The organism is Polynucleobacter nymphae, from assembly GCF_018882155.1.
Lineage (GTDB): Bacteria > Pseudomonadota > Gammaproteobacteria > Burkholderiales > Burkholderiaceae > Polynucleobacter > Polynucleobacter nymphae.
In genome coordinates this window covers 572305-596667 of sequence record NZ_JACVPA010000001.1, presented here as the reverse complement: position 1 = coordinate 596667, position 24363 = coordinate 572305, and the positions used below count along the sequence as shown (strand labels likewise).

At 45.0% G+C, this 24363-nt stretch carries 29 protein-coding genes; 15 read left to right on the top strand and 14 right to left on the bottom strand.

The window, feature by feature from the left end:
* Positions 1-14: 14 nt before the first annotated feature.
* The 4 genes from fdh3B to ICN29_RS03090 are packed head-to-tail and all read left to right on the top strand — an operon-like array spanning position 15 to position 2281.
* The gene (gene fdh3B, locus ICN29_RS03105; RefSeq protein WP_216129616.1) at positions 15-671 is read left to right on the top strand and encodes a formate dehydrogenase FDH3 subunit beta; all 657 of its coding nucleotides are present in this window, start codon (positions 15-17) and stop codon (positions 669-671) included.
* Positions 671-907 carry a hypothetical protein gene (locus ICN29_RS03100; RefSeq protein ID WP_216129614.1) on the top strand — a complete coding sequence of 79 codons (237 nt, stop codon included), beginning with the start codon at positions 671-673 and terminating at the stop codon, positions 905-907. Before fdh3B ends, ICN29_RS03100 begins: the two co-directional genes overlap by 1 nt.
* Before the next feature lie 47 nt (positions 908-954).
* Positions 955-2010 carry a formate dehydrogenase subunit gamma gene (locus ICN29_RS03095; RefSeq protein ID WP_216129612.1) on the top strand — a complete coding sequence of 352 codons (1056 nt, stop codon included), beginning with the start codon at positions 955-957 and terminating at the stop codon, positions 2008-2010.
* 10 nt (positions 2011-2020) lie between these two features.
* The gene (locus ICN29_RS03090; protein ID WP_216129610.1) at positions 2021-2281 is read left to right on the top strand and encodes a hypothetical protein; all 261 of its coding nucleotides are present in this window, start codon (positions 2021-2023) and stop codon (positions 2279-2281) included.
* A gap of 13 nt (positions 2282-2294) precedes the next feature.
* Here the strand turns inward: ICN29_RS03090 and ICN29_RS03085 are convergent, their stop codons facing one another.
* A complete protein-coding gene (locus tag ICN29_RS03085) occupies positions 2295-3002 on the bottom strand; it encodes an ATP-binding cassette domain-containing protein (protein ID WP_216129608.1) in 708 nt (235 codons plus the stop codon).
* Entirely contained in the window at positions 2995-3690 is a 696-nt protein-coding gene (locus tag ICN29_RS03080; RefSeq protein WP_216129606.1) for an ABC transporter permease, read from the bottom strand. The genes ICN29_RS03085 and ICN29_RS03080 overlap by 8 nt, the downstream gene beginning before the upstream one ends.
* Between ICN29_RS03080 and ICN29_RS03075 the strand changes: the two genes are divergently transcribed.
* The 3 genes from ICN29_RS03075 to cls are packed head-to-tail and all read left to right on the top strand — an operon-like array spanning position 3689 to position 6185.
* Entirely contained in the window at positions 3689-3958 is a 270-nt protein-coding gene (locus tag ICN29_RS03075; protein ID WP_216129604.1) for a hypothetical protein, read from the top strand. The genes ICN29_RS03080 and ICN29_RS03075 overlap by 2 nt on opposite strands.
* A complete protein-coding gene (locus ICN29_RS03070) occupies positions 3958-4710 on the top strand; it encodes an endonuclease/exonuclease/phosphatase family protein (protein WP_216129602.1) in 753 nt (250 codons plus the stop codon). The genes ICN29_RS03075 and ICN29_RS03070 overlap by 1 nt, the downstream gene beginning before the upstream one ends.
* Positions 4707-6185, top strand: a complete 1479-nt coding sequence (cls, locus tag ICN29_RS03065) for a cardiolipin synthase (protein ID WP_216129600.1) — start codon at positions 4707-4709, stop codon at positions 6183-6185. Before ICN29_RS03070 ends, cls begins: the two co-directional genes overlap by 4 nt.
* Here the strand turns inward: cls and ICN29_RS03060 are convergent.
* Together ICN29_RS03060 and ICN29_RS03055 are read right to left on the bottom strand one after the other, a co-directional pair.
* Entirely contained in the window at positions 6182-7366 is a 1185-nt protein-coding gene (locus tag ICN29_RS03060) for a CaiB/BaiF CoA transferase family protein (protein WP_216129598.1), read from the bottom strand. The genes cls and ICN29_RS03060 overlap by 4 nt on opposite strands.
* Before the next feature lie 12 nt (positions 7367-7378).
* Positions 7379-8548: an acyl-CoA dehydrogenase family protein gene (locus tag ICN29_RS03055; protein WP_216129596.1), complete on the bottom strand. Its 1170-nt coding sequence runs from the start codon at positions 8546-8548 to the stop codon at positions 7379-7381.
* A 138-nt stretch (positions 8549-8686) separates the two neighbouring features.
* Here ICN29_RS03055 and ICN29_RS03050 point away from each other — a divergent pair, with 138 nt between their 5' ends.
* Genes ICN29_RS03050 through ICN29_RS03040 form a run of 3 tightly spaced genes read left to right on the top strand, consistent with a single transcriptional unit; the run spans position 8687 to position 11237 of the window.
* Positions 8687-9904 (top strand): CaiB/BaiF CoA transferase family protein, encoded by a 1218-nt coding sequence (locus ICN29_RS03050; protein WP_255538044.1) that lies wholly within the window; start codon positions 8687-8689, stop codon positions 9902-9904.
* Positions 9904-10407, top strand: coding sequence for a YqaA family protein (locus ICN29_RS03045; protein WP_216129594.1), 504 nt, complete (start codon positions 9904-9906; stop codon positions 10405-10407). The genes ICN29_RS03050 and ICN29_RS03045 overlap by 1 nt, the downstream gene beginning before the upstream one ends.
* Positions 10408-10460: 53 nt before the next feature.
* Positions 10461-11237: a 3-hydroxybutyrate dehydrogenase gene (locus tag ICN29_RS03040; protein ID WP_216129592.1), complete on the top strand. Its 777-nt coding sequence runs from the start codon at positions 10461-10463 to the stop codon at positions 11235-11237.
* Positions 11238-11277: 40 nt separating this feature from the next.
* On the opposite strand, the gene ICN29_RS03035 is transcribed toward ICN29_RS03040, so the two are convergent.
* Both ICN29_RS03035 and ICN29_RS03030 read right to left on the bottom strand, forming a co-directional pair.
* Positions 11278-12252: a Bug family tripartite tricarboxylate transporter substrate binding protein gene (locus ICN29_RS03035; RefSeq protein WP_216129590.1), complete on the bottom strand. Its 975-nt coding sequence runs from the start codon at positions 12250-12252 to the stop codon at positions 11278-11280.
* Between the two features lie 30 nt (positions 12253-12282).
* Entirely contained in the window at positions 12283-13227 is a 945-nt protein-coding gene (locus ICN29_RS03030; protein WP_216129588.1) for a hydroxymethylglutaryl-CoA lyase, read from the bottom strand.
* Positions 13228-13361: 134 nt separating this feature from the next.
* Between ICN29_RS03030 and ICN29_RS03025 the strand changes: the two genes are divergently transcribed.
* A complete protein-coding gene (locus ICN29_RS03025) occupies positions 13362-13955 on the top strand; it encodes a urate hydroxylase PuuD (protein ID WP_216129586.1) in 594 nt (197 codons plus the stop codon).
* Positions 13956-14005: 50 nt separating this feature from the next.
* Here the strand turns inward: ICN29_RS03025 and ICN29_RS03020 are convergent, their stop codons facing one another.
* The 7 genes from ICN29_RS03020 to ICN29_RS02990 form a co-directional block, all read right to left on the bottom strand.
* The gene (locus ICN29_RS03020; RefSeq protein WP_216129584.1) at positions 14006-15169 is read right to left on the bottom strand and encodes an NAD(P)/FAD-dependent oxidoreductase; all 1164 of its coding nucleotides are present in this window, start codon (positions 15167-15169) and stop codon (positions 14006-14008) included.
* A gap of 66 nt (positions 15170-15235) precedes the next feature.
* Positions 15236-15403 carry a rubredoxin gene (locus ICN29_RS03015; RefSeq protein ID WP_216129582.1) on the bottom strand — a complete coding sequence of 56 codons (168 nt, stop codon included), beginning with the start codon at positions 15401-15403 and terminating at the stop codon, positions 15236-15238.
* 230 nt (positions 15404-15633) lie between these two features.
* Entirely contained in the window at positions 15634-15810 is a 177-nt protein-coding gene (locus ICN29_RS03010; protein WP_216129580.1) for a hypothetical protein, read from the bottom strand.
* 13 nt (positions 15811-15823) lie between these two features.
* Positions 15824-16366 carry a cytochrome b gene (locus tag ICN29_RS03005; protein ID WP_216129578.1) on the bottom strand — a complete coding sequence of 181 codons (543 nt, stop codon included), beginning with the start codon at positions 16364-16366 and terminating at the stop codon, positions 15824-15826.
* Positions 16367-16484: 118 nt separating this feature from the next.
* Complete coding sequence (locus tag ICN29_RS03000) at positions 16485-16673, bottom strand: hypothetical protein (protein WP_216129576.1); 189 nt, start codon at positions 16671-16673, stop codon at positions 16485-16487.
* Between the two features lie 23 nt (positions 16674-16696).
* Complete coding sequence (locus ICN29_RS02995) at positions 16697-17458, bottom strand: bestrophin-like domain (protein ID WP_500797030.1); 762 nt, start codon at positions 17456-17458, stop codon at positions 16697-16699.
* Between the two features lie 39 nt (positions 17459-17497).
* Complete coding sequence (locus ICN29_RS02990) at positions 17498-18643, bottom strand: alpha-hydroxy acid oxidase (RefSeq protein WP_216129574.1); 1146 nt, start codon at positions 18641-18643, stop codon at positions 17498-17500.
* Between the two features lie 143 nt (positions 18644-18786).
* Between ICN29_RS02990 and ICN29_RS02985 the strand changes: the two genes are divergently transcribed.
* From ICN29_RS02985 to ICN29_RS02970, 4 genes are all read left to right on the top strand, one after another.
* Positions 18787-19707 carry a DMT family transporter gene (locus ICN29_RS02985; protein ID WP_216129572.1) on the top strand — a complete coding sequence of 307 codons (921 nt, stop codon included), beginning with the start codon at positions 18787-18789 and terminating at the stop codon, positions 19705-19707.
* 65 nt (positions 19708-19772) lie between these two features.
* On the top strand, positions 19773-21194 hold the full coding sequence (gene tcuA, locus ICN29_RS02980; protein ID WP_216129570.1) for an FAD-dependent tricarballylate dehydrogenase TcuA: 1422 nt from the start codon (positions 19773-19775) through the stop codon (positions 21192-21194).
* On the top strand, positions 21181-22326 hold the full coding sequence (tcuB, locus tag ICN29_RS02975) for a tricarballylate utilization 4Fe-4S protein TcuB (protein ID WP_216129568.1): 1146 nt from the start codon (positions 21181-21183) through the stop codon (positions 22324-22326). Before tcuA ends, tcuB begins: the two co-directional genes overlap by 14 nt.
* A 143-nt stretch (positions 22327-22469) precedes the next feature.
* On the top strand, positions 22470-23618 hold the full coding sequence (locus ICN29_RS02970) for an aminotransferase class V-fold PLP-dependent enzyme (RefSeq protein ID WP_216129566.1): 1149 nt from the start codon (positions 22470-22472) through the stop codon (positions 23616-23618).
* Positions 23619-23668: 50 nt separating this feature from the next.
* Here the strand turns inward: ICN29_RS02970 and ICN29_RS02965 are convergent, their stop codons facing one another.
* Positions 23669-24298, bottom strand: a complete 630-nt coding sequence (locus ICN29_RS02965; RefSeq protein WP_216129564.1) for an FABP family protein — start codon at positions 24296-24298, stop codon at positions 23669-23671.
* Between the last annotated feature and the right edge of the window lie 65 nt (positions 24299-24363).

The window sequence follows — 24363 nt, the reverse complement described above, 5'->3', positions numbered from 1 at the left end:
GTCAGGAGAACACAATGGCAAGAATGAAATTTATCTGTGACACAGAACGTTGCATCGAATGTAACGGTTGTGTCACTGCTTGTAAAAATGATAATGAGGTACCTTGGGGTGTCAATCGTCGCCGTGTTGTAACGGTGAACGATGGCATCATCGGCCAGGAAAAATCGATCTCAGTGGCTTGTATGCACTGTAGCGATGCACCTTGTATGGCTGTTTGCCCAGTCGATTGCTTCTACCGTACGGATGAAGGTGTTGTCCTTCACGACAAAGATATTTGTATTGGTTGCGGCTATTGTTCCTTTGCTTGCCCATTTGGCGCGCCACAGTTCCTGAGTCAAGGCGCTTTTGGTACCCGTAGCAAGATGGATAAGTGCACATTCTGTAGTGGTGGTCCAGAAGAGAACGGTAGTGTTGCTGAATTTGAAAAGTATGGCCGTAATCGCTTGGCAGAAGGTAAGTTACCCCTGTGTGCTGAGATGTGTTCTACCAAGGCTTTAATTGGTGGTGATAGCGATATCATCTCAGGCATCTTCAATCAGCGCGTTGCTACTCGTGAGAAAAATGGAAAGTACGCAGGCTCTAAGGCTTTTGGTTGGACTACTGCTTATGGTGGGCCAGATACACCTGCACCAACCCCAACGCCCGCGGCAAAAATTCCAGGAGCTAAATAATGAAATTTAATTTCAAAACTCTCGGCCTGTGTTTTGCAGTTGCAACTTTGTTGGCCGCATGTTCTGAGCCACCAGAAATTGCAGCAAAAGCAGCAAAGCGTCCTGACGTTGCCCCATACATGGGCGCGAACAATGGATTCATGACAAAAAACTGGACTCCTGGAAATCAGGGCAGTTGGACTGAATCCGTTGACAAGCGCAATCAGGGTCAGAATGAATACAGTCGCGTTAAGTGATCAACTAAACAACAATAAATAAAACGAAAACGTTTAAGGACATGTGTATGAAACGATCATTTTCTAAAGTTCTACGCACTTTGGTGGTGGCTGCTGGTTTGTCGCTAACTCTTGCGAGCGGAATGAGTTATGCAGAGCGCGCAGCAATGGCGCCTTTGCCTTCTCCTAGCGGAGTAGACATTCCCCCTAAATCAGTACCAGCCAATCCCAATAGCCTAGCTAATGGAACTCAGGCTCAGTCGCAACCAGCCAATCCATCTATTTTTACGTCTGCTAACAGTGACCCATATAACTTTGTCAGCATCCCAGACAAAGAGGCTAGCGTTCTGATTCAGCGCTCTGGCGAACAGTGGCGCGTGATTCGTAACGGTGTGATTACCGTTTATGGTGGTTGGTTGTTGGCGATTGCCTTCTTTGGCATTGCAGCCCTTTTTATCATCAAGGGTCCAATCAAATTGCATGCACCGCTATCTGGTCAAAAGATCAAACGGTTTAATGGTTTTGAGCGCTTTACTCACTGGGTAATGGCTGCGAGTTTCATTGGACTTGCCTTGACTGGCGGACTAATTTTGTGGGGTAAGTACTTTGCAATGCCCTTAATGGGCGGGGTTGCTTATGGCACCTTCCTCAATATCTGTAAAAATATTCACAACTACTCTGGCCCCTTATTTACACTCAGCATCATTATTTTCTTCTTGCTGTTTGCTACTAGAAATATCCCGGGGCAAGGCGATCTCACTTGGATAAAGTCATTTGGCGGAATGTTTGGTGGAAAACATCCTCCTGCAGGCTTCTTCAACTTTGGTGAAAAAATTTGGTTCTGGTTTGGTATGACCTTCCTAGGTTTGGTCATCTCGGGTTCTGGCCTGGTGCTCGATATGATCGTACCGTTTATGCAGGTTGAGTACATTCGCGGCACTATGCAGATTGCTAATATTATTCACGGCGGCGCAGCAGTTCTAATGATGACTATGGCCATGGGGCATATCTATATCGGCTCTATTGGTATGCAAGGCTCCTCGGATGGCATGATGTCTGGCTACGTTGATGCAACCTGGGCAAAAGAGCACCATGAGCTCTGGTACAACAAAGTTAATAAATAAGGACAAAGCCATGAAAAAGATCATTGCTTTTACATTCTGCGCATTCACTTCTGCTTCAATATTTGCAGCTTTGCCTCCATTAACTCCGGAAGCACAAGAAGCTGCAACATTGGCTAAGGCAAAAAGTGCATATGGTGACAGGATGGGTGCTTATCAACTCTGCCAAGCCCAAAACCGGGTTGCGGATCGCTTTAAGATGTCTGGTGCAGCTGCGCCTGCTGCTTGTACGGCACCACCCCCATTTGTTGCTCCGGTAGCGGCAGCAAAGTAATTAACTGCCGTACTTATTCGGCGATTAATTCTTGATGTAGGTAGCGTTTAGCAGCCTGAGTTTGAGGATTCGAAAAGAAGGGGCCTACGGGTCCCTTTTCTTTTATCTCGCCATGATCAATAAAGAGGATGTACTGTGCAAGCCTTTGCACTTGAGCAAGTTGGTGCGACGAAAAAATAACATCCGTATTTTGCGCGTCAAACTGACGAATCATTTCTTCAACTTGCTCAGTGGTGTTGGGATCTAGATTTGCAGTAGGCTCATCTAGCAAGACTAAGTTGGGCTTTTGCAAAATTGCACGCCCCAAGCAAAGCTTCTGCCTCTCACCAGCAGATAGCTTATGGGCAGGTGCAGATGCTAGCTTCTCCAAGCCCACTCGCTCGATCACTTGCTGTATTTCTGCTGCATTAATTTTGGAGTCTGCATCCCTGACCATACTTAAATTAGTTCTAGTAGAGGCTTTGATCATTGGAGTGTGATGCAAGACTAATGCAGTCTTATTAGTAAATGAGTAGTGCACTGTTCCAGTATCTGGTTTGATCAGGCCATCAAGCAGCTTTAATAGAGTGGTTTTGCCAGCACCATTAGGGCCAATACAAGCAGTAATCCGATCTGCCGGAATGATGGCGTGCGGAATACTCAGAATTACTCTGCCATTACTTTTAACGGTAATGTCTTTTAGCTCAATGAACTTCTCAAATTGTTCGTTCGCATTATCCATAGCGACGCTCCGCTACTTGACGTACTGCAAATGTGAAAAGATTTGCCAATAAAACGATACCTAATAAAACAATACCTAAAGCAAGCGCAAGCGGAAGATCACCCTTGCTGGTTTCTAGGGCAATTGCGGTAGTCATGGTTCTAGTGGAGTGATCGATATTGCCACCGACAATCATGACAGCGCCTACCTCAGAAATTGCTCTAGCAAGACCAGCCAAGATGGCAATAGTCAGAGAGAAGCGGCAATCCCAAATGAGCCACTTGAAGCAGGTCAAAGGCGGCAATCTGAGGCTCAAGAAGGTATCCCGATGAATCCTCCAGGAATCTTCCAGAATTTGCCGGCTTAGGGCTGCAATTAAAGGGCTTGTCAGAAGGATTTGCGCAAGGATCATGCCCTTGACAGTAAACAGCCATCCCCAGGCTCCTAGAGGCCCTGTGCGAGATAGCATGAGATAAACAAGCACTCCAACGATGACCGTTGGGACCCCCATCAGGGTGTTTAAGACTACGATGATCCACTTCTTACCCTTAAATTCTTCTGTGGCAAGAAGCACCCCAATTGGCAGGCCAATGAGGGTGCCAAAGAATAAGGCGGTTAAGCTTACTTGCAGGGAAACTAGGACGATTCCCAGAACCCCACCATCTAGATGGGCGAGGAGAGCTAGGGCGTCTTGAAAAGCAATCAACATGGGCTTGATTCTATCAAGGCAATGGCAAAATAAGCTTAATGCAACCTATATCCCTATTTTCCGACTCATGGCCGAAGTAGTTTGCCTCTGTAACGAGATCCTTGATGTGGATCTCCGAGAGTACCTCGATGCCCATCCTATTGACTCAATAGAAGAGTTGCGGGAGCAGGCATCCATTTGTAATAAATGCATGCAGTGCCAAGATTTAGTTGAGGGTGAGATTTATTTGGCACGGCAGAGGCGGCAGCGTGCAGCAGGTCAATTTTAATGACCCAGAGTAGAAACACTCGTTTCACTGTAATGAGTATGAATGTGCATAAAGGAGTTTCGCCTTTGCATCGGCACTCTACTATTCATCAGTTACGACAAAGAATGCGAAGTCATCACCCAGACTTATTATTTCTTCAAGAATTACAGCAAGAGCATCGAGGAAGAGTTCGGCGATTTGAGCAATGGCCTTCTACAGAGTTAACCTACTTTCTATCAGAAGACTTTTGGCACGACTGGCATTATGGAAAAAATATGGAGTATCCAGACGGTCATCACGGCAACGCTATTCTGTCTAAGCACCCACTGCATAAGGGATTAAATTACGATATTTCCGCTTATCGTTTTGAGAGACGAGGCTTGCTACATAGCGTGACTTGGCTTGATGGAGTAGATCAGCCCATTCATTGCTTTTGTGTGCACTTAGCATTATTTGAGCGGGGTAGAGAACGTCAGTTAGAACAAATTATTAGACATATTGAAGAGTTAACTCAGCAAGGCCCAACCATTGTGGCTGGAGACTTTAATGATTGGCGTAATCGGATTGGCGCGCCAATGAAAGCAGCCGGGTTTGAAGAAGTCTTTGAGGTTTTGACTGGCTCACCAGCAAAGACATTTCCTAGCATCAAGCCCTTACTGGCAATGGATCGGATTTATGTGCGAGGCCTGAAGATTCATTCTGTAGAAATTTTGCACGACTGGATGAAATTGTCTGATCATTTAGGAATAACGGCGGAACTGGAACTGATATGAATGACCTACTGAGTATTTTTCTAAAATATCTTTTTGATCTCAACATCAATTGGCTTTTATTTATTCACTTTGTCTTAGTCACCTATTTTATTGGCATCATTATTTCTGTTAGAAGACCAGTGGGAGTAGCATTTGCTTGGATTTTTATTGTGATGACTTTCCCTGTTCTTGGTATTGCTATGTATGTGCTTATAGGCGAGCGTCCTGTAGGTCGGGCCCTCACTAGAAAAATTACGCGCATGAATCGTGAATATTCTCAAATCACTGAGAATATGCGGATCAAGTACGCTCAGGATAGGGAGAAGTTAGGAATTGCAGGCCGGGCATTCAGTCTTTTAGCCGAATCCAATAACGGCACCCCAGTAGTTGCTGGGAATAAGGTTGAGTTACATACTCATTCATTGCAAATCTTGCAGCTCTTTATTGATGAGATTAACCAGGCTAAAGAAAGCCTTCATCTCGAGTTTTATATATGGGCCCTAGGCGGTGATGCTGACAGAGTGGGGGAGGCAATGATTGCAGCCTCTAAGCGTGGTGTTGCTTGCCGCGTTTTATTAGACTCTTTGGGAAGTAAGGATTGGTTTAAATCTAAATGGCCAGGACGCTTTCGCAATGCAGGGATAGAGGTAACTGAAGCTTTGCCTATCCAGATTGGAAGATTTCAATTTCGTCGTGCCGATTTACGTTTACATCGAAAAATATTCATCATCGATAACGCTATCGTTTGGACTGGGAGTATGAATTTAGTAGATCCGCGCACATTCAAGCAAGATTCTGGAGTGGGTGAGTGGGTTGATGCAATGGTGCGAGTTGAGGGGCCAGTGGCTTCTCAGTTTGAACTGACGTTCTCTTTCGACTGGAGTGTTGATAATCCTAAGATTACGCATTTCAGTGATCACAAGACTCCAATAGCCTCTTGTGAGGGAGGAGTCATTGCACAAGAATTTGCTTCAGGCCCAGTCTATCGTGACGATATTTTGTATCAAGTGATGCTTTCAGCGATTATTAGTGCCTGCGAAGAATTAACGATTACCACTCCATACTTCGGCCCAGATGATGGATTAATGCAAGCGCTCATGGCGACTGCCAGACGTGGAGTGAAGGTGACCTTAATTGTTCCCAAACTAAATGATTCAAGACTGGTGGCTTGGAGCAGCAGAAGTTATTATGCGGATCTCATGAGTGCGGGGGTATTGATTGCGGAGTTCCATGGCGGTCTTCTACATACTAAAAGCTTACTAGTTGACAAAAAAGCAGCTATCTTTGGTTCGGTCAATTTTGATCAACGTAGCCTACGTCTCAACTTTGAAATCAGCCTCATTGTTTATAACGTTGATTTCTGTTCAAAGCTCGAAACCTTGATCGAGTCATATTTAGCGCAGTCCGATTACATCAATCCAAAGACATGGGCAGAGCGTCCTCATTGGCGCCGCTATTTAGAAAATGCAGCCCATCTCACCTCTCCGCTACTTTAGATTGCGCCAGCAGCGCGCATATTGGCAATATCAGAGGCTGCCAAACCCAGCTCTTTCAAAATAGCGTCAGTGTGTTCGCCTACAGCTGGAACGGGATCCATGCGATAGTCATAGCTATCATTTAATCCTGGCGGCAACAGCGCTGGAATATTCCCATGAGGTGTTCCCACTTCAGTCCAACGGTTGCGTGCCTTTAATTGCTCATGCTTCCAAAGGCCTGCCATATCATTTAAGTGGGCATTGGCAATTTGCGCTTGCTCTAATCGAGCAATTAACTGTTCAGAAGTGAGTTTGCTAAAACAGGCGTTAATGATTTCGAGTAATTCAATGCGCTTTTCATTGCGCTTGAAGTTGTTGGCGAAGCGCTCATCTTGAGCAAGCATCGGACTCTCTAATACTGTTTCACAGAATTGAACCCATTCACGATCGTTTTGAAGTCCAAGCATGATAGTCTTGCCATCGCCAGCTTTGAAGGGGCCATATGGGTAAATGGTGGCATGTGAGGCCCCATTCCTAGGCGGTGCATCAGCGCCATCATAGGCGTAATACAGTGGAAAACTCATCCATTCGCCAAGTGATTCCAACATGGAGATGTCGATGACTGTGCCTTTACCAGTTTTTCCTCTTTGTAATAAGGCCGCTAAGATATTGCTGTACGCATACATGCCTGCAGCAATATCAGCAATGGAGTTGCCTGCCTTGCTAGGGCTTTCTGGAGTACCTGTCACTGATAGAAACCCAGCTTCACTCTGAATCAGAAGATCGTAAGCTTTTTTATCGCGATAGGGGCCATTATTTCCATACCCAGAGATGTCACACAAAATTAATTGAGGATTCTCTTTTTGTAAAAGCTCAGCAGTGAGACCCATGCGTGCAGCAGCACCAGGCGCTAAATTTTGCACTAAGACATCCGCTGTCTTTAAGAGAGTTTTTAAAATGCTTAGAGCTGAAGGTTGCTTTAAATCTAAGGTCAAACTCTCTTTAGAGCGATTGACCCATACAAAGTGAGATGAAAGACCTTTCACTTGTTTATCGTAAGCTCTAGCAAAATCGCCGCCTCCGGGACGTTCCACTTTAATAATTCTAGCGCCTAGATCAGCTAGCTGGCGCGTGCAAAAGGGGGCAGCAATAGCATGTTCGAGTGAAACAACGGTAATTCCATCTAGTGGACGAATGCTCATCTCAATTGTCTATCAGAAGGATCTTGGCAAGCCAAGAACATGTTCAGCAATATAGGAGTAAATCAAGTTTGTTGAGATTGGGGCAACTTGATATAAGCGGGTTTCTCTAAATTTACGTTCAACATCATATTCATTAGCAAAGCCAAATCCACCATGGGTTTGCAAGCAAACATTGGCAGCTTCCCACGATGCTTTAGCAGCTAAGTATTTAGTCATATTGGACTCTGGCCCACAGGGCTCATGATTATCAAACAGAGCACATGCTTTAAAGCGCATGAGATTAGCAGCCTCGGTTTCAATATAGCTATCAGCGATCGGAAACTGGATGCCTTGGTTTTTGCCAATCGGGCGATCAAAGACTACGCGATCATTAGCATAGCGTCGTGCGCGGTCAATAAACCAATAGGCATCACCAATACATTCTGCTCCAATCAGAACCCGTTCTGCATTGAGGCCATCTAAGATGTATTTAAAGCCTTGACCCTCTGTGCCGATGAGATTTTCTGCTGGTATTTCTAAGTTATCAAAGAACACTTCATTAGTTTCATGATTCACCATATTGGCAATGGGCCTAACTTCCATCCCTTTACCAATGGCATCTGCAAGATTGACGATGAAGATCGACATTCCTTCTGATTTACGCTGTACCTCATTAATCGGAGTAGTACGAGCGAGTAAAATCATAAGATCAGAATGTTGAATACGAGAGATCCAAACTTTCTGACCGTTTACAACATACTTATCACCTTTTTTGACAGCAGTGGTCTTGAGCTTAGTAGTATCAGTGCCAGTAGTTGGTTCAGTCACTGCCATACTTTGTAAACGCAATTGCCCGCTAGCAATTTTTGGTAGGTACATTTTTTTCTGTGCTTCAGATCCATGGCGGAGCAAGGTACCCATGTTGTACATTTGTCCATGACAAGAGCCCGCGTTACCACCCGAGAAATTAATTTCTTCCATGATGACGGAGGCTTCCGCTAAACCCAATCCAGAGCCACCGTATTCTTCTGGTATTAAAGCTGCTAACCAGCCAGCCTCAGTCATGGCTTTTACAAAAGCCTCTGGATAGCCCCTTTCATGATCTATTTTTTGCCAGTAGGCTGAGTCAAATGCTCCACAGAGGTCTCGTAAGGCCTCGCGTATTTCTTGGTACTGGTCTGGTTTAGGAATAGGGTGATTCATGGAGCTCTCGATTAATAGGTTTTATGGTTTATTTTGTGATTTAGACGCTAGTTTAAGCAAGATTTGAAAATCCTGGAAAATGATGAAAATCAGGCGAAAATAGCCTAAATAATCTGTATACATAGATCAACAAGGGGCATGAGCTTGCCAATGCAAAAGAATCGCAAACAAATCCTTTCTGGAGTCAAAGTTTTAGAGTTAGGTCAGCTCATTGCTGGCCCATTTGCTTCAAAAACACTCGCTGATTTTGGGGCGGAGGTGATTAAGGTGGAGGCCCCAGGCCTTGGTGATCCGCTGCGTAAATGGCGCATGCTGCATGAGGGAACATCGGTGTGGTGGCAAGCGCAGTCGCGCAATAAACAATCTATTTGTTTAGATCTCCGTGTAAAAGAAGGTCAGGCGATTGCTAGAAAGCTAGCGCTTGAAGCAGATGTTGTCATTGAAAATTTTCGACCTGGCACTTTAGAGAAGTGGGGATTGGGTTGGGAAGAATTGCATAAAGTAAACCCAAAGCTCATTATGTTACGTATCTCTGGTTATGGGCAGGATGGACCTAGACGTGATGAGCCTGGTTTTGCAGCGATTGGTGAAGCGATGGCTGGCCTACGTTACATTACTGGCCATCCGAATGAAGTGCCAGTCAGAGCAGGCGTATCTCTTGGCGATACGATCGCCGGTTTGCATGGTGCGCTCGGCGTATTGCTCGCTTTATATGAGCGAGATGCTCGTGGTGGCGAGGGCCAGATGATTGATGTTGCTTTATATGAGGCAGTCTTTAATTTAACTGAAAGCCTGTTACCAGAGTATTCAGCATTCGGTGCGATCCGTCAGCCAGCTGGCGGCGCTTTGCCCGGTATTGCTCCTTCTAATGCCTATCGATGCGCTGATGGGCAGTATGTTTTGATCGCTGGTAACGGCGATTCTATCTATAAGCGCTTGATGACCTTGATTGGTAGAGCAGACTTAGGTGAGGACCCAGCGTTGGCATTTAATGACGGCCGCGCTAAACGAGTGACTGAAATTGATGCGGCGATTAATGCATGGACTGAGACTTTAACTTTGAATGAAGTTCTTAAAGGTCTATTGGAAGCCCAAGTACCTTCTGGCAAGATTTATACAGCCAAAGATATTGCCGAGGATCCGCACTATCGTGCACGGGGCGTGATTGAGACTGTGCAAGCAGCGAATGGTCTTAAAGTCCAGGTTCCCGGGATCATTCCTAAGCTTTCTCAAAACCCAGGCGCTATTCGTTACCGCGCTCCCACATTGGGAGAGCATACTAATGAGGTGCTGAAATCCGCTGGCTTAACTGAAGAACAAATTACTTTCCTGAAAAAATCTGGGATCCTCGCTTAATGGATCAAGCGCTCCAGCATTTTTTTGGATGGTTTGGTATGCCATCCGTTGGATTGCCGGCCGTCTTTATTAGTGCATTTATTTCTGCGACCTTGGTACCGATCGGCTCAGAACCCATTTTGTTTGGGTATACCGAGTTGAATCCCAGCATGTATTGGATTGCGATATTTGTTGCAACCGTTGGTAATACTATAGGCGGTATGTTGGATTGGTGGTTAGGCCTCATTTCTCGAAATGGTTTTGAGTCATTGAAAGGTCCAACGAATAGCCGCATGCAGCTTTGGCTAGAGCAGCGAGGCCCAAAAATGCTGTTGCTATCTTGGCTGCCCGGGTTTGGCGATCCTCTTTGTATTGCAGCAGGCTGGCTCCGCTTAGCTTGGTTTCCGTGCTTAATTTATATGTTTATCGGTAAATTACTACGTTATCTCACGATGACATGGTTACTAACCTTGGTTCCCAATAGCTTTTGGCACCAATTAGGCCATTGGCTTCATTTGATCTAAATCTATTCGTTGTATTCTATGTTTTTATTAATTCATTTGTTGAGAGTGTTTATATGTCTTCTTTAAAAGGTAAAACTGCTTTAGTCACTGGCTCTACTAGCGGCATTGGTTTGGGAATGGCAATAGCTTTGGCCAAGCAAGGCGTAAACATCATGGCGAATGGTTTTGGTGAAAAAGATGAAGCCATTGCAAAAATCAAAGCATGCGGTGTAGAGGTTGATTATCACGGCGCCGATATGAGCAAGCCTGCTGAGATCGAAGATCTTATTAAGCAGACTGAAAAACGTTTTGGCGCATTGGATATTTTGATTAATAACGCTGGTATTCAGTATGTGGCAAACATTGAAGACTTTCCAATAGAGAGGTGGGATGCCATTATTGCTATCAACCTCAGCTCCGTATTTCATACAACACATCATGCATTACCGGGTATGAAAAAACGTAATTGGGGCCGCATTATTAATATAGCCTCTGCGCATGGTTTAGTAGGCTCCCCTCAAAAATCTGCCTATGTTGCATCTAAGCATGGCGTTGTTGGTTTGACTAAAGTGACTGCACTTGAGACTGCGCGAACAGGTATTACCTGTAATGCGATTTGTCCTGGTTGGGTTTTGACCCCCTTGGTGCAAAAGCAGGTGGATGCGCGTGCAGAGCGAGAGGGAATCTCCAATGATGCCGCTAAGATTGCTTTGGTTTCTGAGAAACAACCATCTGGAGAGTTTGTAACTCCAGAGCAGTTGGCTGCTTTAGCTATCTTCCTCTGCGGTCCAGATGCATCAGAAGTACGGGGTGTTGCTTGGAATATGGATGGTGGCTGGACTGCTCAGTAACAACTCAGTAGTAGGGAGTTAACAATCGCCCTTGGGTATCCTAATCATCAGTGATTTTTCGATCAGCAATAATTTTTCCCCAAGTGACTGATTGGCTTGCAATGTATTTTGCTAAATCCTCGCGGCTTCCTGGATTGGGAGTTAAGCCATGCTCTGCTAATTGCGCATTAGTGACCTTGTCTTTCAACACAGCCACGAGCGCTTTATTCCATTTCTCCAAAATAACATCCGGTGTTTTTCCTGGCGCTACAAATGCATACCAGTTGCTAGCGTCAAATCCAGGGTAGCCAGACTCTGCAATTGTTGGTACGTTTGGTAGGGTAGGCGCGCGCTTTAAGCCGGTAGTTGCAATCGGAATTAACTTGCCATTTTTGATGTAAGGATCGGCAGTCGCCAAAGCTGAATAGTAGGATGAGACTCTACCGCCAAGGAGGTCAACCATTGCGGGGCTACCACCTTTATAGGGTATGTGCACAGTGTCAATATCTGCGCGCACGTTCAAGAGCTCGCCTTGTAGGTGAGATGCAGATCCGCTGCCTGTAGATGCAAAGGTAATCTTGCCAGGATTCTTTTTAGCCATTGCGATATATTCTTTGAAATTCTTGACTCCCAGCTCTGGGATTACTACCAAGACATTCGGGAAAGTGACACCCATAGTCAAAGGTGCTAAATCTTTTTGAGGGTCATACGGCAATTTCATGAGATGTGGCGCAATCGAGAGTGGTCCGATTGAGCCAAATAAGATGACAGATCCATCAGCAGGTGCAGTAGCAGTATAGGCGTGGGCAATATTGCCGCCAGCACCTGGTTTGTTATCTACGATGACGTTTTGTCCTAGATCTTCACTCAGTTTTTTGGCAATGATCCGTGCTGCGCTATCTGCCGAGCCTCCTGCTGAGAAGCCAACAACAATGGTGATGGTTTTCTTTGGTGGAAATTCTTGTGCATTCACATTGAATAAAAAGCAGTTGCCAATAAAAAAGGAAGTGATTGCAACTTTACTGAAGTGGAGCATGACTTGCATCCTTTAATGTAATCAATTTACTTAGAGTTGGCAGGGTGCTTGATAGAGCCTATCAACTTTTCCGGCCATTAATAATTGACTTGGTAGTGTGCGCCCAATGAGAGATTGCAAATCGTTAGAGCACTCTAATAATGTATCAATCTGCATATTGGTATTAAAGCCCATCAGATCAAGCATGTGCACCAGTTCTTCAGTGCAAATATTTCCTGTTGCACCTGGGGCGTAAGGGCAGCCACCTAGCCCGCCCAATGAAGAGTCAAAGCGATCAATACCGCTGTTGACCGCAGCCAAAGCATTGGCAAGACCCATGCCACGGGTATTGTGAAAGTGTAATGTCCATTGCAGCTTGGGATACTTAGCTTGAACTGCTTCGCAGACAGATTGCACTTGTGCTGGGTTGGCCATGCCGGTGGTATCGCAGATCGTGATACCCCGTATGCCAGTTGCAGCAAAGCGATCTACCCAGTGCATTAATTCTGCTAAAGAGGTGATGCCAGACATGGGACAACCAAAGCTAGTAGATAAAGAAATATTCACCGCTGTATTGTTGGCGTGTGCCAATTCAATCACTGAGGTCAAGCCTTTGAAAGAATCTTCGCAGCTCATTTTGAGATTGGCTTGGTTATGCGCTTCACTCACTGACATGACGAGATTGAATTCATCCACTCCAACGCTTAAGGCACGCTCGGCACCTTTGAGGTTTGGGATGAGGACGGTGTATTCAACACCTGGCACACGATCAATTCCTTGCATGACTGCTTCAGCATCAGCCAACATAGGGATAGCTTTGGGGCTGGTGAATGAACTGACTTCAATCTTGGCGTAACCAGTGCGACTGAGGCGATTGATGAGGGCAATTTTTTGCTCTGTAGGCACAAATGTACTTTCCGCTTGCAATCCATCCCGGGTGACTACCTCTTGGATATAGATTCTTTTTGGGTTTTGAGGAGATAAGCTGCTTGTCATATATAAGTGGATTTTGCGCCCCAAAATGAGCTAAGTATCTATTTTAAGTAAGATTTATATATTTTTGTAGGATGGAACAAATTCGCGAGAATCGTTTATAGTTAGACCCATTATTACTCATAGGAGATCCTTCCATGGCATCAATCTTGACCTCTTTGGGACGTACTGTTTTAGCTGGTTTTGTACTGCTCATTCTCATCATCCTCGCTTTGGGCGGTAATTTTAGCTCTCCTGAATTGCCTTTCATATTCCGTTGGCTGCACGTGATGTGTGGTGTGATGTGGATCGGTTTGCTCTGGTACTTCAATTTTGTGCAAATTCCTTCTATGCCAAAAATCCCTGATGAGCAAAAGCCAGCAATTGGCAAGGTGATTGCCCCAACTGCATTGTTTTGGTTCCGCTGGGCAGCGCTCTTGACGGTTCTTACTGGTTTAATCGTAGCGATCTTAAATGGCTATGCACACCAAGCTTTCACACTCCAAGCACCATTCCGCGCAATCGGTTTAGGTATGTGGATCGCCTTGATCATGGCCTTTAATGTATGGTTCATTATTTGGCCAAATCAGAAGCGCGCTCTTGGTATCGTTGCTGTTGAGCCAGATGTAAAAGCAAAGTCAGCACGCGTTGCAATGTTGACTTCACGCATCAATACAGTGCTCTCAGTACCAATGCTGTTCTTGATGAGTGCTCAGTCACACAACACGACTTGGTTTGTTGTGGTTTCTTAATCACCGCTTTAGTGTTAAAGAAAAGGCCCGCAATGCGGGCCTTTTTATTGCTATGAAAGCGATTGCAATATTGGTGGCAGCTCTTTCGTCAGTGCAGCGCGTTGCGTCGTAGCACTTCCCATTAATGCAAACCCCAGTAGCTTGCCATCAGGGGCTTCAAAGCGAGCCTCAATGCCGCCTTCAAGAGTACTTGTTTTCCACTGTCCATCAGCGCCTTGGGCTGGTGGAGATACAACTGTTGGCAGTGCAGGTGTTTTAACCATTACAGGCATCGCTGGGTAGCTGAGCATGGTGACTGTTCCAAGCAGTGTCGGTGCCAATGCGCGTGCAGCTTGCATGATGGGCATGACATAGGGGAGGACCAAGCCATCAACCTCTGCACAATCGCCAAGTGAGTAAACATTACTAGAGCTAGTTTCTAATTCACGATTAACCTGAATGCCTAGCCCAGTCTTTACTCCTGCAGCCTTAGCTAAATCTACTCTAGGTCTTAAACCAACAGCAGAAAGGGTTACATCACAAATAATGGAATCACCATTAGCGAGAAGAATTTCTAGGACATCGCCATTGCGATTGACTGTTTTAACGGTGGTGGAGAAGTGCCAGTGCACACCGGCATCACTGAGCTTATTTTGGAGCGCTTGAGCTGCAGCTTCGGGTAATAGGCGACCAAGCACTTGCGGGGCAAGGTCAATCACATCAACCTCATAGCCACCTAAAACTAAATCATTTGCAAATTCACAGCCAATTAATCCGGCACCAAGTATTGCTACTTTCTTTTTGCCTACAATCGCCTGACGAAATTTTTCATAATCGGCTAGATCATTGACAGTCAGAACCTCGCTGACGGCATTACCCTCTAAAGGGATCCGTAGTTGATCTGCGCCCAACGCCAATACTAGCTTTCCATAGGGGATGTGGCCTGCACTGGTTTGCAGCATTTGCGCAGCAGTATCGATTGCACTGACATCAGTCTGAGAAAGAATATTAATTTCTAATTGTGATGCCATCCCTTCAGACGCTGTAGTAATCAGTTGGCCAGCTTCTTTCTTGCTAGCAAGCGCAGTAGATAGCATTGGTTTGGAATAAAAATAGCCAGGCTCGCGCGTGACTAAGGTAATCGGTACAGTTTTATCTAGTTTACGAATTTCACGAATCAGAGTGTATCCAGCTAAGCCACTACCAATGATGACAATGGTAGATGAATCAGGCATGTTTTGAGTCAAAGCTAAGCTCCCAAGTAAAGCAAACAGATCAATAAAGCAACAACAGCAGAGTGCTTAGCTTACCTGAACCATTTCAAAGTCAGATTTTTCTACACCACAATCTGGGCAGGACCAGCTATCTGGGATGTCTGCCCACAATGTTCCAGGCGCGATGCCATCTTCTGGTAAGCCTTGTGCCTCGTCATAAATGAAGCCGCATACGATACATTGCCAAGTTTTCATACTTATCTCCTAAATATCAGATCCCTATTTTAAATTTAATCCCATTTTTTTTCTTGGGCCAAGCAATTCTGCAGAATTTGGCAAAATTCATCATTGGGTGAGAAAGCTCTAGAGGAAAGTTTGGCTAATACAGTTGCTGATGGCCGTATTGATGTTGCCAATCCAGATTTAGGAGAGCGCTTTAAAACTATGAAGATGAAGTAACTAAACCTCGTCCTTAATGACGGGATTTATTTTTTGTCTTCAGGATCTTTTAGAAGATCGTATTGGTTGGCAACTAATAGCAATGCAATCGAGGCGCAACCCATGGCAAAGAACTGCCATTGATGCAGCATGGCAGTACCAACTACAGTCATTAATACCGTCCAGCCAATGGCCATCTTCGCTTTTTTAGATAATGACTTCATCTTTTGCAAACTCCTAGGTTGACGCTTTAACTTTATTTAACATACGACGAAGTGTATCGTCCTTTACAACGTAATGTTGCCATAAAGCGGCTAATGCATGGGCGCCAATCAAAAAGTAAAGACTGTTTCCTAAAAACTCATGGATCTCTTCAACGAGCTTTTTCATCTCTGGATTCGGGATAACTAGTTGAGGCCATACCAAGCCAAAGAAATTAATTTCCTTGCCGCCATACTGAAAATACAGGATACCAAAGATAGGTGATATCAATAGCAGGCCATACATTAGCCAATGCATTGTCTTAGCCAAGGTGATGACGAAAGGTTTCGGATTCGTTGGTTTGGGAACACCATAAATGAAACGAAGCATCAGGCGCAGAGCCATGGCTATAAAAATGAGCTGCCCAAAGACACCGTGGACAGTTTTGCAAAGCTCACGTGGTTCGCTTCCTTTGGGGAATTGCCCCTTTAACTCAATGGCAATAAATGCTGCGATTACCAGTAGGAATACAAACCAGTGGAGAAGGATGGAGGCGGGGTGATAACGAGTTGTTGACATATTGTGCTATTTAAAATGAAGGTTCATCATAAATGATAATGAATCTCATTAAGAATAACAATAACAACTTTATGGGTAATTTCCCTTATTTTTGGGGCATAGGAAGGGGCTTAGCCCTCTAATTCAGCCTGACTTTTGCGCTCAGTTCGTTAGTGGAGCCTCTTTTATCGATTTGCGAGAGTCTGAGGGCCTCAGCTTCAAAGTCAAGTTGGCCTGGATGAAATTCATCGTCATTTTGAAGGTTGATGACATAGGTCCAAACGAGCTCTCGGCCATGGTTCTTAAATACATCAACTACACGTTTCATATGTACCGCCTTTATGGTGATGCTTAATTACTACCTTGGGAAGAGGTTTGGATCTTAGTCTGTGAATTTAATGTATTTTTCAGTGCAATCAAGTTTCGTGCCTCAATCCGAATGACGCCACTTCTTGGGCTATCAATATCAGCAATTAAGAAGAACGATACCGCAATTACAAAAGGAAAGATCATAAATAAAGCAATATTCTTTTTGAAATTGCGCGCTCCAAATCCCACTAATATGTTGGCACAGACAGCGATTGCTGTCATCAGAGCCCATGCAGTATTAGGTATGCGATTCCACCAGGCAGCCTGGACGTAACCTCGAGCGTTGAATACATCATTCATGCCTGATACTACCAGTGCAATAGTAGCTGTATGGTTGGTACGAGCAATTGACAAAATATCATTCCAAAGTGTTTGCTCAATTGCGTTTGTTTTCTGATTAATTTCTTGTGCAACCTCATTGGTCTGCCTTGAGTAGAACAGGATGCGTTGATCAAGGTATTGATTCAGTAAATCTTGAGTGGTCATAGTTAATTTTGGAGGGAGTAAATCAGCCCTTAAATATTCTGTGCTGATTGCGTTAGCTTCACTCTCCTCAAGTAGCTCACGCTGATCGTGCCGATCAATCGCCATAGAAAAAGTGAAGCCAATAATCAAGGCCAGTAGAGTGAGCGTCGCCGTTTGAATGATTCCAAGATCTTCTGACGTCTCTGTATCTTTGGTGCGGTAGCGGCTTAATACGACATTGCCGAAAAAAACAGCAAATGAAAATACTAGGAACGTAATTCCAAAAACAAGGACGGGGTAGTTTAGAAGATATGTAATTTAAAAAGTTCCTGGATACAAAATATCTTTAGTCACATTCTGAATATCACGATGCCCGGTAAATGCCATCGTGATATCCAATTCATTTTGAATAATCTCCAGGCACTTGGTAACGCCTGCCTCACCCATAGCGCCTAAGCCATACAGAAATGGCCTGCCAATCATTGTGCCCCGAGCACCCAAAGCCCAAGCCTTTAAAACATCCTGACCAGAACGAATACCGCCATCCATCCAGACTTCAATATCTTTGCCAACGGCTGCCACAATTCCTGGCAGTGCTTCAATACTAGAGATGGCACCGTCTAATTGTCGGCCACCATGATTGGAAACGATTAATGCATCAGCACCAGTATTTGCCGCTAGGCGAGCATCCTCTGCGTCTAAGATTCCCTTGATGATGAGCTTTCCACCCCAGAGTTTTTTGATCCATTCCACATCATTCCAGCTCAAGCCTGGATCAAACTGCTCGGCAGTCCAAGATGAGAGGGAGGACATATTGCCCACGCCGCTGGCGTGCCCAACAATATTGCGGAAAGTTCTGCGTGGCGTCATCGCCATCCCAAGGCACCAGCGTGGTTTGCTTGCCATATTGATCATGTTGGCAATCGTCAGCTTAGGTGGGGCGCTTAGACCATTCTTGAGGTCTTTATGGCGCTGACCCAAAATCTGCAAGTCTAATGTGAGAACCAGAGCCGAGCATTTGGCAGCTTTAGCGCGTTCAATGAGACGCTCGATAAAGCCACGATCCTTCATGACATAGAGCTGAAACCAAAATGGCTTAGTGGTGCGTTCTGCTACATCTTCGATAGAGCAGATGCTCATAGTAGATAAGCAAAAAGGCACACCAAATTTTTCTGCCGCTCTAGCAGCAAGAATTTCACCATCAGCATGCTGCATGCCTGTTAGTCCAGTAGGGGCGAGTGCTACAGGCATTCTGACTTCTTGACCTACCATCGTTGTTTTCGTGGTGCGATTAGTCATATCAACTGCTACACGTTGACGTAGTTTGATTTTCTGAAACTCTGATTCATTAGCGCGGTAGGTAGACTCAGTCCAAGATCCTGAATCAGCATAGTCATAAAACATCTTGGGGGTACGTTTTTTATGGAGTACCCTTAAGTCTTCGATATTGGTAATGATTGCCAAAATGTATCCTTCTATGGAATGCCAGCTATATGAGACATTTATTTAATTAAGCTCTATCTTAGCAATACCTGGGATTTGTTTCTACAATACTAGGGTACCCCTCTTGGGGCCCTTGAATGCCTGTCTACTTTTGATTCTTCTGAATGCCTCAACTGAACCTCGCAACGATTTCATATTTATTGATAGCTACTGCCTTATGGGCTGGTAATGCGATTACGGGCCGTGTTTTGGTTGCTAGTGGGGCTGTTTCACCAATCACCTTAAGCACAGTGCGTTGGGGCCTCGCGGCATTGCTGCTGCTTCCTTTAGGCTGGCGGGTTTTTGCGCCGAGTAGTGCTTTATGGCAGAACAAGAAGCGCTTTTTACTCTTGGGTTTATTTGGCGTTGGTAGTTATAACGCTTTGCTCTATGTTGCCTTAGAAACCTCAACCGCTATCAATGTCACTTTAATTGGCGCAAGTATGCCTATTTGGATGTTATTGATTGGCGCTGTTTTTTATCAAACTAAAGCGAATGTATTGCAGTTAGTTGGCGCAGTTGTCTCACTTCTAGGAGTGGCGATTGTATTAACGAGGGGAGATCTATCGACTCTACTCTCGATGCAAATGGTACTTGGCGATTTTTTTATTATGCTGGCTACTGTCACATGGGCTTTGTATAGCTGGATGTTGACTAGGCCTGGCTCAAGTACTGAGCGTCAGTGGCCTTGGGCACAATTTTTAATGGCGCAGGTATTCGCAGGTTTGTTATGGACAGGATTTTTTGATGGTTTTGAGATTGCCGCTGGTCATGCCTATTTAGATCTCAACCTCTGGACTGCCTCCTTAATTCTGTTTGTGGCCATTGGCCCTTCATTGATTGCTTATCGTTGCTGGGGTTTGGGTGTAAATGGGGCAGGACCCACAGTTGCAGCTTTCTTTGCTAATTTCATTCCATTGTTTACCGCAATTTTTTCTGCCGCCATCCTAGGCGAACCGCCGCAGTTATTCCATGGCGCGGCATTTGCTTTGATCGTGACGGGTATCTGGGTTTCATCAACCCTAGGCCGTTCTCCTAAGACTTGACCTGTGTCTAGGTAAAAAAGCTAAAAAAACAGTAAAGTATTTTCTTTTCTATTGAAGTTTGAGCCATGTTGGATGTATTAGTGATTGGTGGTGGTAATGCTGCCTTATGCGCCGCCTTGATGGCTCGGGAGGCGGGCGCTAGCGTTTTGCTTCTAGAGGCTGCGCCTAAAGATTGGCGCGGTGGAAATTCTTCGCATACTCGCAATATCCGCGCAATGCATGATGAACCTCAAGATGTCATGCTTGAAGCCTACTCTGAAGAAGAGTATTGGCAAGATGTTTTGAAAGTCACTAGCGGGATCACTGATGAGTCATTAGCAAGATTGGTCATTCGCGCCTCTTCCCAATGTCGTGATTGGATGCGTCATCATGGCGTACGCTTTCAGGCACCTTTATCAGGCACTTTGAATCTCTCCCGCACGAATGCCTTTTTTATGGGTGGCGGTAAAGCCTTGGTTAATGCCTACTATCGCAGCGCAGAAAAGTTAGGAATTCAAATTCGCTATGAATCTCCAGTTGCTTCAGTTGAAATCAAAGATGGAAAATTTCTAGCTGCTTGTGTTGGTGATGAACGCATTGAAGCTAAGACCTGTGTTTTGGCTGCGGGCGGTTTTGAGTCTAATCGTGAATGGCTAAAGGAGGCCTGGGGTGTTAACCAATATGGCGAATCACCAGCAGACAATTTCCTCATTCGTGGCACTAGATATAACAATGGCGTTTTACTAAAGCAACTTATTTCCTTAGGGGCTGATTCAGTAAGCGATCCAACCCAAGCGCATATGGTTGCCGTAGATGCGCGGGCACCTTTATACGATGGCGGCATTTGTACTCGTATTGACGCAGTTTCATTTGGAATTGTGGTGAATAAAAATGCCCAGCGCTTCTCTGATGAGGGTGAAGATTTTTGGCCTAAGCGTTATGCATTTTGGGGGCGCTTGGTAGCTCAAGAGCCTGGCCAGATTGCCTACTCCATTATTGATTCAAAAGTATTAGGCCGCTTTATGCCGCCAGTATTTCCAGGTGAAAAGGCGGATAGCTTAGATGAGCTAGCTATCAAGCTAGGCCTAGATCCAAAAGCGCTACAAGAAACCGTACAGTCTTATAACGCTGCTTGCCATGTAGGTAACTTTGATCACACCATCTTGGATGACTGTCATACCGAAGGGCTAGAGCCAGCCAAAACCCATTGGGCTTTGCCAATCGACACAGGACCCTTCTATGGCTATACGGTTCGTCCGGGTGTGACATTTACTTACTTAGGCCTTAAGACTGACAAGACTGCTGCTGTTCGTTTTAATGGCCTACCCAGTTCCAATTTATTTGTTGCCGGTGAAATGATGGCAGGCAATATATTAGGCAAAGGATATGCTGCTGGTATTGGCATGACTATTGGCACTGTCTTTGGCCGTATTGCAGGAAGCCAAGCAGCCCAGGCTGCTAAAGCATCGAAGAAGCAAAGTATGGAGGCTGAGCATGCAAGAGCTTAAGTTGCTGATTAAAGAAGCGGGTGATCTCGCTGCGGGAACGCCAGAGGCTGAGGCTGACCGTATGCTACAGATATGTAATGCCTGTCGCTATTGCGAAGGATTTTGTGCCGTATTCCCAGCGATGACCCGCCGGATTGCGTTCACTCCCAGCGTAGTCGATTATTTGGCCAACTTGTGCCATAACTGCGGAGCTTGTCTACATGCCTGCCAATACGCGGCACCGCATGAGTTCGGTGTCAATATACCGCGTGTCATGGCGCAGGTTCGTAAAGAGACCTATATCACTTATGCATGGCCTAAGTCTTTCGGTGCTTTATATAAAAGTAATGGAATTACTGTCTCAATGGCGGTATCGCTCTCTATCACCTTTTTCTTACTGTTAAGTGCGCTCTTAAATGGTTCTTTATTCTCAGGGCCGCTTGATGGTAATTTCTATGCAATCTTTTCCCACAACACACTGGTAGTGATGTTTGGCGCAGTGTTCAGTTTTTCATTCATTGCAATTTCAATTGGGATTGTTGATTTTTGGAGAGGTATTTCTGCTGGAACAATCACTGCTAGCGCTGCGGCAGAGGCCACTCATGACGCCCTGACTCTGAAATATCTTGGAGGAGGGCATGGCGATGGTTGCAATAATGAAGATGATGCTTTTTCTCTCTGGAGAAAACGCTTCCACCACTTCACTTTTTATGGCTTCATGCTGTGCTTAGCTTCCACTAGCGTTGCAACGATTTATCACTACTTCTTTGATTGGCATGCGCCTTACGCTTTGAGTAGCCTGCCAGTAATTTTAGGAACACTTGGCGGCATTGGTTTACTTATTGGCCCCGTAGGTTTGTTGTATTTAAATTTGCAAAGAAATTCTGCGCATGGAGACGCGAGTCAAAAACCAATGGATAGGGCATTTATCGTGCTCTTATTTTTAATTAGTGCTTCAGGCCTACTCTTGCTGGCTTATCGAGATTCTGCCGCAATGGCTTCCCTGCTAGCGATTCATTTAGGTTTTGTCATGGGCTTCTTTTTGACTATGCCTTATGGCAAATTTGCCCATGGCTTATATAGAGTGGCGGCTTTGTTAAAGAATTCCATCGAAAAGCGTCAGAAAAGCCATTTGCAATTAGGCGCTGATTGATCGGACTGAGTGGATTTCCTGCATTTCTGCCCTTAGACTGGTCAAAACAGCCTAAATTGCTCAAAGAAAATAAGGTTGCAGTGCAGTAAACTGCTAAATCAGTATCATTTAGCTCTAATCACAGAAATTCTTAGGAAATTGCCATGCCAGGTTTACTCCCCAATGTTGATCCAGACGGTTTATTAGAGTTCTCGGTTGTTTATACCGACCGCTCCTTAAATCACATGTCTGAAGAGTTTAAGCGTGTCATGGTCGATATTTCCAGCGTACTAAAGGACGCCTACAACGCCAGCTCCGCAGTCATCGTTCCTGGTAGCGGCACTTTCGGCATGGAAGCTGTGGCACGTCAATTTTCTAACAATCAAAAATGTTTAGTGTTGCGCAATGGCTGGTTTAGCTATCGCTGGACACAAATTTTTGATTTAGCCAATATTACGAATGACGTTACCGTTATCAAAGGTCGTCAGTTGGAGCCAACTACCCAAGGCGTATTTGCACCAGCTCCGATTGAAGAAGTAGTAGCCTTAATTAAAAAAGAAAAGCCAGCAGTCGTTTTCGCACCGCACGTTGAAACTTCAGCAGGCATCATCCTGCCAGACGACTATCTCAAAGCAGTAGGTGAGGCTGTGCGCTCTGTCAATGGCCTATTTGTATTAGATTGCATCGCCTCAGGCGCAATGTGGGTGGATATGAAAGCCTGCAATGTGGATGTAGTGATCACTGCGCCACAAAAGGGCTGGAGCAGCTCTCCATGCTGCGCATTGATCGCCTTAGGCGAGCGAGCACGCGAGAAGATTGATGCAACTCAGAGTACTAGCTTCTCCATGGATCTTAAAAAGTGGCTGCAGATCATGGAAGCCTATGAAAAGGGTGGTCACGTGTATCACACAACGATGCCTACAGATGCTCTTAAGATCTTACGCAGTGTGATGAAAGAAACACAATCGCTTGGTTTTGCAGCACTCAAGGCAAAGCAAGTCGAGTTAGGCAATAAGGTTCGTGAATTATTGGTATCTAAAGGTTATCACTCTGTTTCTGCGAAGGGCTTTCAGGCTCCTGGCGTAGTGGTGAGCTATACCAAAGATCCTGATATTCAATCTGGCAAAAAGTTCATTGCACTGGGTTTGCAAACAGCTGCTGGTGTTCCTTTGCAGTGCGATGAAAGACCAGACTTCCGTACATTCCGTATTGGTTTATTTGGTCTAGAAAAATTAACTCATGTTGACCGTACTGTTGGTCAATTGGCTGCAGCCTTGGAAAAAATTACTGAGGCAGAAGCTCAACCTGCGTAACGCTTGCTCTAGAGAATACAAAGGCCATCTGATGATGGCCTTTTTCTTTTTTACCGTGCAAGTGGATTAGGGCTTGCCTCACCAATCTTATAGAGCGTATTTTTATCGATATGGTGAAACAGTTTTTCTTGGCCTTTAATTTTTAAGACCGTATCTTGTTCGTAAGACCAAGTGCCATCTGCATTGATGTTTACTTGAATATGAAACTCCACCGTTTTGAAAGCGTAATCCAGAAATGGGCTAGAAGAAATCCCGGCACATGGATCTCCCTCTTTGGCGTGTAACGCAAATTGCCTATCATTCACCATGGCCTTACCGCAGGCCATAGTAGTCATCCCACGAGGAATGGTGAGTGTGTGAATGATGCTACTAGTCGCAGGCTCCCATAGCCAATAGCCGACTTGATCATGATAGGTTTTGATTTGTTCTGGCTTTGTGATGTGAGAGTGGTATCGCAAGCCATAAAATAATTGCGGCCCATTAGTTTGGGGATCAATTGGCTGAAGTTCTATATGCTCAACATAGGCTTGCTCTCTCGGACCATCTGCCTTGGGTTTGAGGTCCATGCCTCGAATGCCTTCCCAAATACCAGCCATGCCAGTGAAGGCCCCCAAATTCTCTAGAGTATTGACTGAATAGCCTTGGGGTTCAGTAAAGATATCTTTAGGAAAATCCTTCATTGCAGACCTTTTCAAAATGATGCATTAATAGCAAATTTATGAGTATTATTCAATTATCTACAAAC

Bases quoted from the DNA above. Each gene is read 5' to 3' on its own strand.
- fdh3B (WP_216129616.1), top strand. From the start codon at position 15: ATGGCAAGAATGAAATTTATCTGTGACACAGAACGTTGCATCGAATGT.
- ICN29_RS03100 (WP_216129614.1), top strand. From the start codon at position 671: ATGAAATTTAATTTCAAAACTCTCGGCCTGTGTTTTGCAGTTGCAACT.
- ICN29_RS03095 (WP_216129612.1), top strand. From the start codon at position 955: ATGAAACGATCATTTTCTAAAGTTCTACGCACTTTGGTGGTGGCTGCT.
- ICN29_RS03090 (WP_216129610.1), top strand. From the start codon at position 2,021: ATGAAAAAGATCATTGCTTTTACATTCTGCGCATTCACTTCTGCTTCA.
- ICN29_RS03085 (WP_216129608.1), bottom strand. From the start codon at position 3,002: ATGGATAATGCGAACGAACAATTTGAGAAGTTCATTGAGCTAAAAGAC.
- ICN29_RS03075 (WP_216129604.1), top strand. From the start codon at position 3,689: ATGGGCTTGATTCTATCAAGGCAATGGCAAAATAAGCTTAATGCAACC.
- ICN29_RS03080 (WP_216129606.1), bottom strand. From the start codon at position 3,690: ATGTTGATTGCTTTTCAAGACGCCCTAGCTCTCCTCGCCCATCTAGAT.
- ICN29_RS03070 (WP_216129602.1), top strand. From the start codon at position 3,958: ATGACCCAGAGTAGAAACACTCGTTTCACTGTAATGAGTATGAATGTG.
- cls (WP_216129600.1), top strand. From the start codon at position 4,707: ATGAATGACCTACTGAGTATTTTTCTAAAATATCTTTTTGATCTCAAC.
- ICN29_RS03060 (WP_216129598.1), bottom strand. From the start codon at position 7,366: ATGAGCATTCGTCCACTAGATGGAATTACCGTTGTTTCACTCGAACAT.
- ICN29_RS03055 (WP_216129596.1), bottom strand. From the start codon at position 8,548: ATGAATCACCCTATTCCTAAACCAGACCAGTACCAAGAAATACGCGAG.
- ICN29_RS03050 (WP_255538044.1), top strand. From the start codon at position 8,687: ATGAGCTTGCCAATGCAAAAGAATCGCAAACAAATCCTTTCTGGAGTC.
- ICN29_RS03045 (WP_216129594.1), top strand. From the start codon at position 9,904: ATGGATCAAGCGCTCCAGCATTTTTTTGGATGGTTTGGTATGCCATCC.
- ICN29_RS03040 (WP_216129592.1), top strand. From the start codon at position 10,461: ATGTCTTCTTTAAAAGGTAAAACTGCTTTAGTCACTGGCTCTACTAGC.
- ICN29_RS03035 (WP_216129590.1), bottom strand. From the start codon at position 12,252: ATGCTCCACTTCAGTAAAGTTGCAATCACTTCCTTTTTTATTGGCAAC.
- ICN29_RS03030 (WP_216129588.1), bottom strand. From the start codon at position 13,227: ATGACAAGCAGCTTATCTCCTCAAAACCCAAAAAGAATCTATATCCAA.
- ICN29_RS03025 (WP_216129586.1), top strand. From the start codon at position 13,362: ATGGCATCAATCTTGACCTCTTTGGGACGTACTGTTTTAGCTGGTTTT.
- ICN29_RS03020 (WP_216129584.1), bottom strand. From the start codon at position 15,169: ATGCCTGATTCATCTACCATTGTCATCATTGGTAGTGGCTTAGCTGGA.
- ICN29_RS03015 (WP_216129582.1), bottom strand. From the start codon at position 15,403: ATGAAAACTTGGCAATGTATCGTATGCGGCTTCATTTATGACGAGGCA.
- ICN29_RS03010 (WP_216129580.1), bottom strand. From the start codon at position 15,810: ATGAAGTCATTATCTAAAAAAGCGAAGATGGCCATTGGCTGGACGGTA.
- ICN29_RS03005 (WP_216129578.1), bottom strand. From the start codon at position 16,366: ATGTCAACAACTCGTTATCACCCCGCCTCCATCCTTCTCCACTGGTTT.
- ICN29_RS03000 (WP_216129576.1), bottom strand. From the start codon at position 16,673: ATGAAACGTGTAGTTGATGTATTTAAGAACCATGGCCGAGAGCTCGTT.
- ICN29_RS02985 (WP_216129572.1), top strand. From the start codon at position 18,787: ATGCCTCAACTGAACCTCGCAACGATTTCATATTTATTGATAGCTACT.
- tcuA (WP_216129570.1), top strand. From the start codon at position 19,773: ATGTTGGATGTATTAGTGATTGGTGGTGGTAATGCTGCCTTATGCGCC.
- tcuB (WP_216129568.1), top strand. From the start codon at position 21,181: ATGCAAGAGCTTAAGTTGCTGATTAAAGAAGCGGGTGATCTCGCTGCG.
- ICN29_RS02970 (WP_216129566.1), top strand. From the start codon at position 22,470: ATGCCAGGTTTACTCCCCAATGTTGATCCAGACGGTTTATTAGAGTTC.
- ICN29_RS02965 (WP_216129564.1), bottom strand. From the start codon at position 24,298: ATGAAGGATTTTCCTAAAGATATCTTTACTGAACCCCAAGGCTATTCA.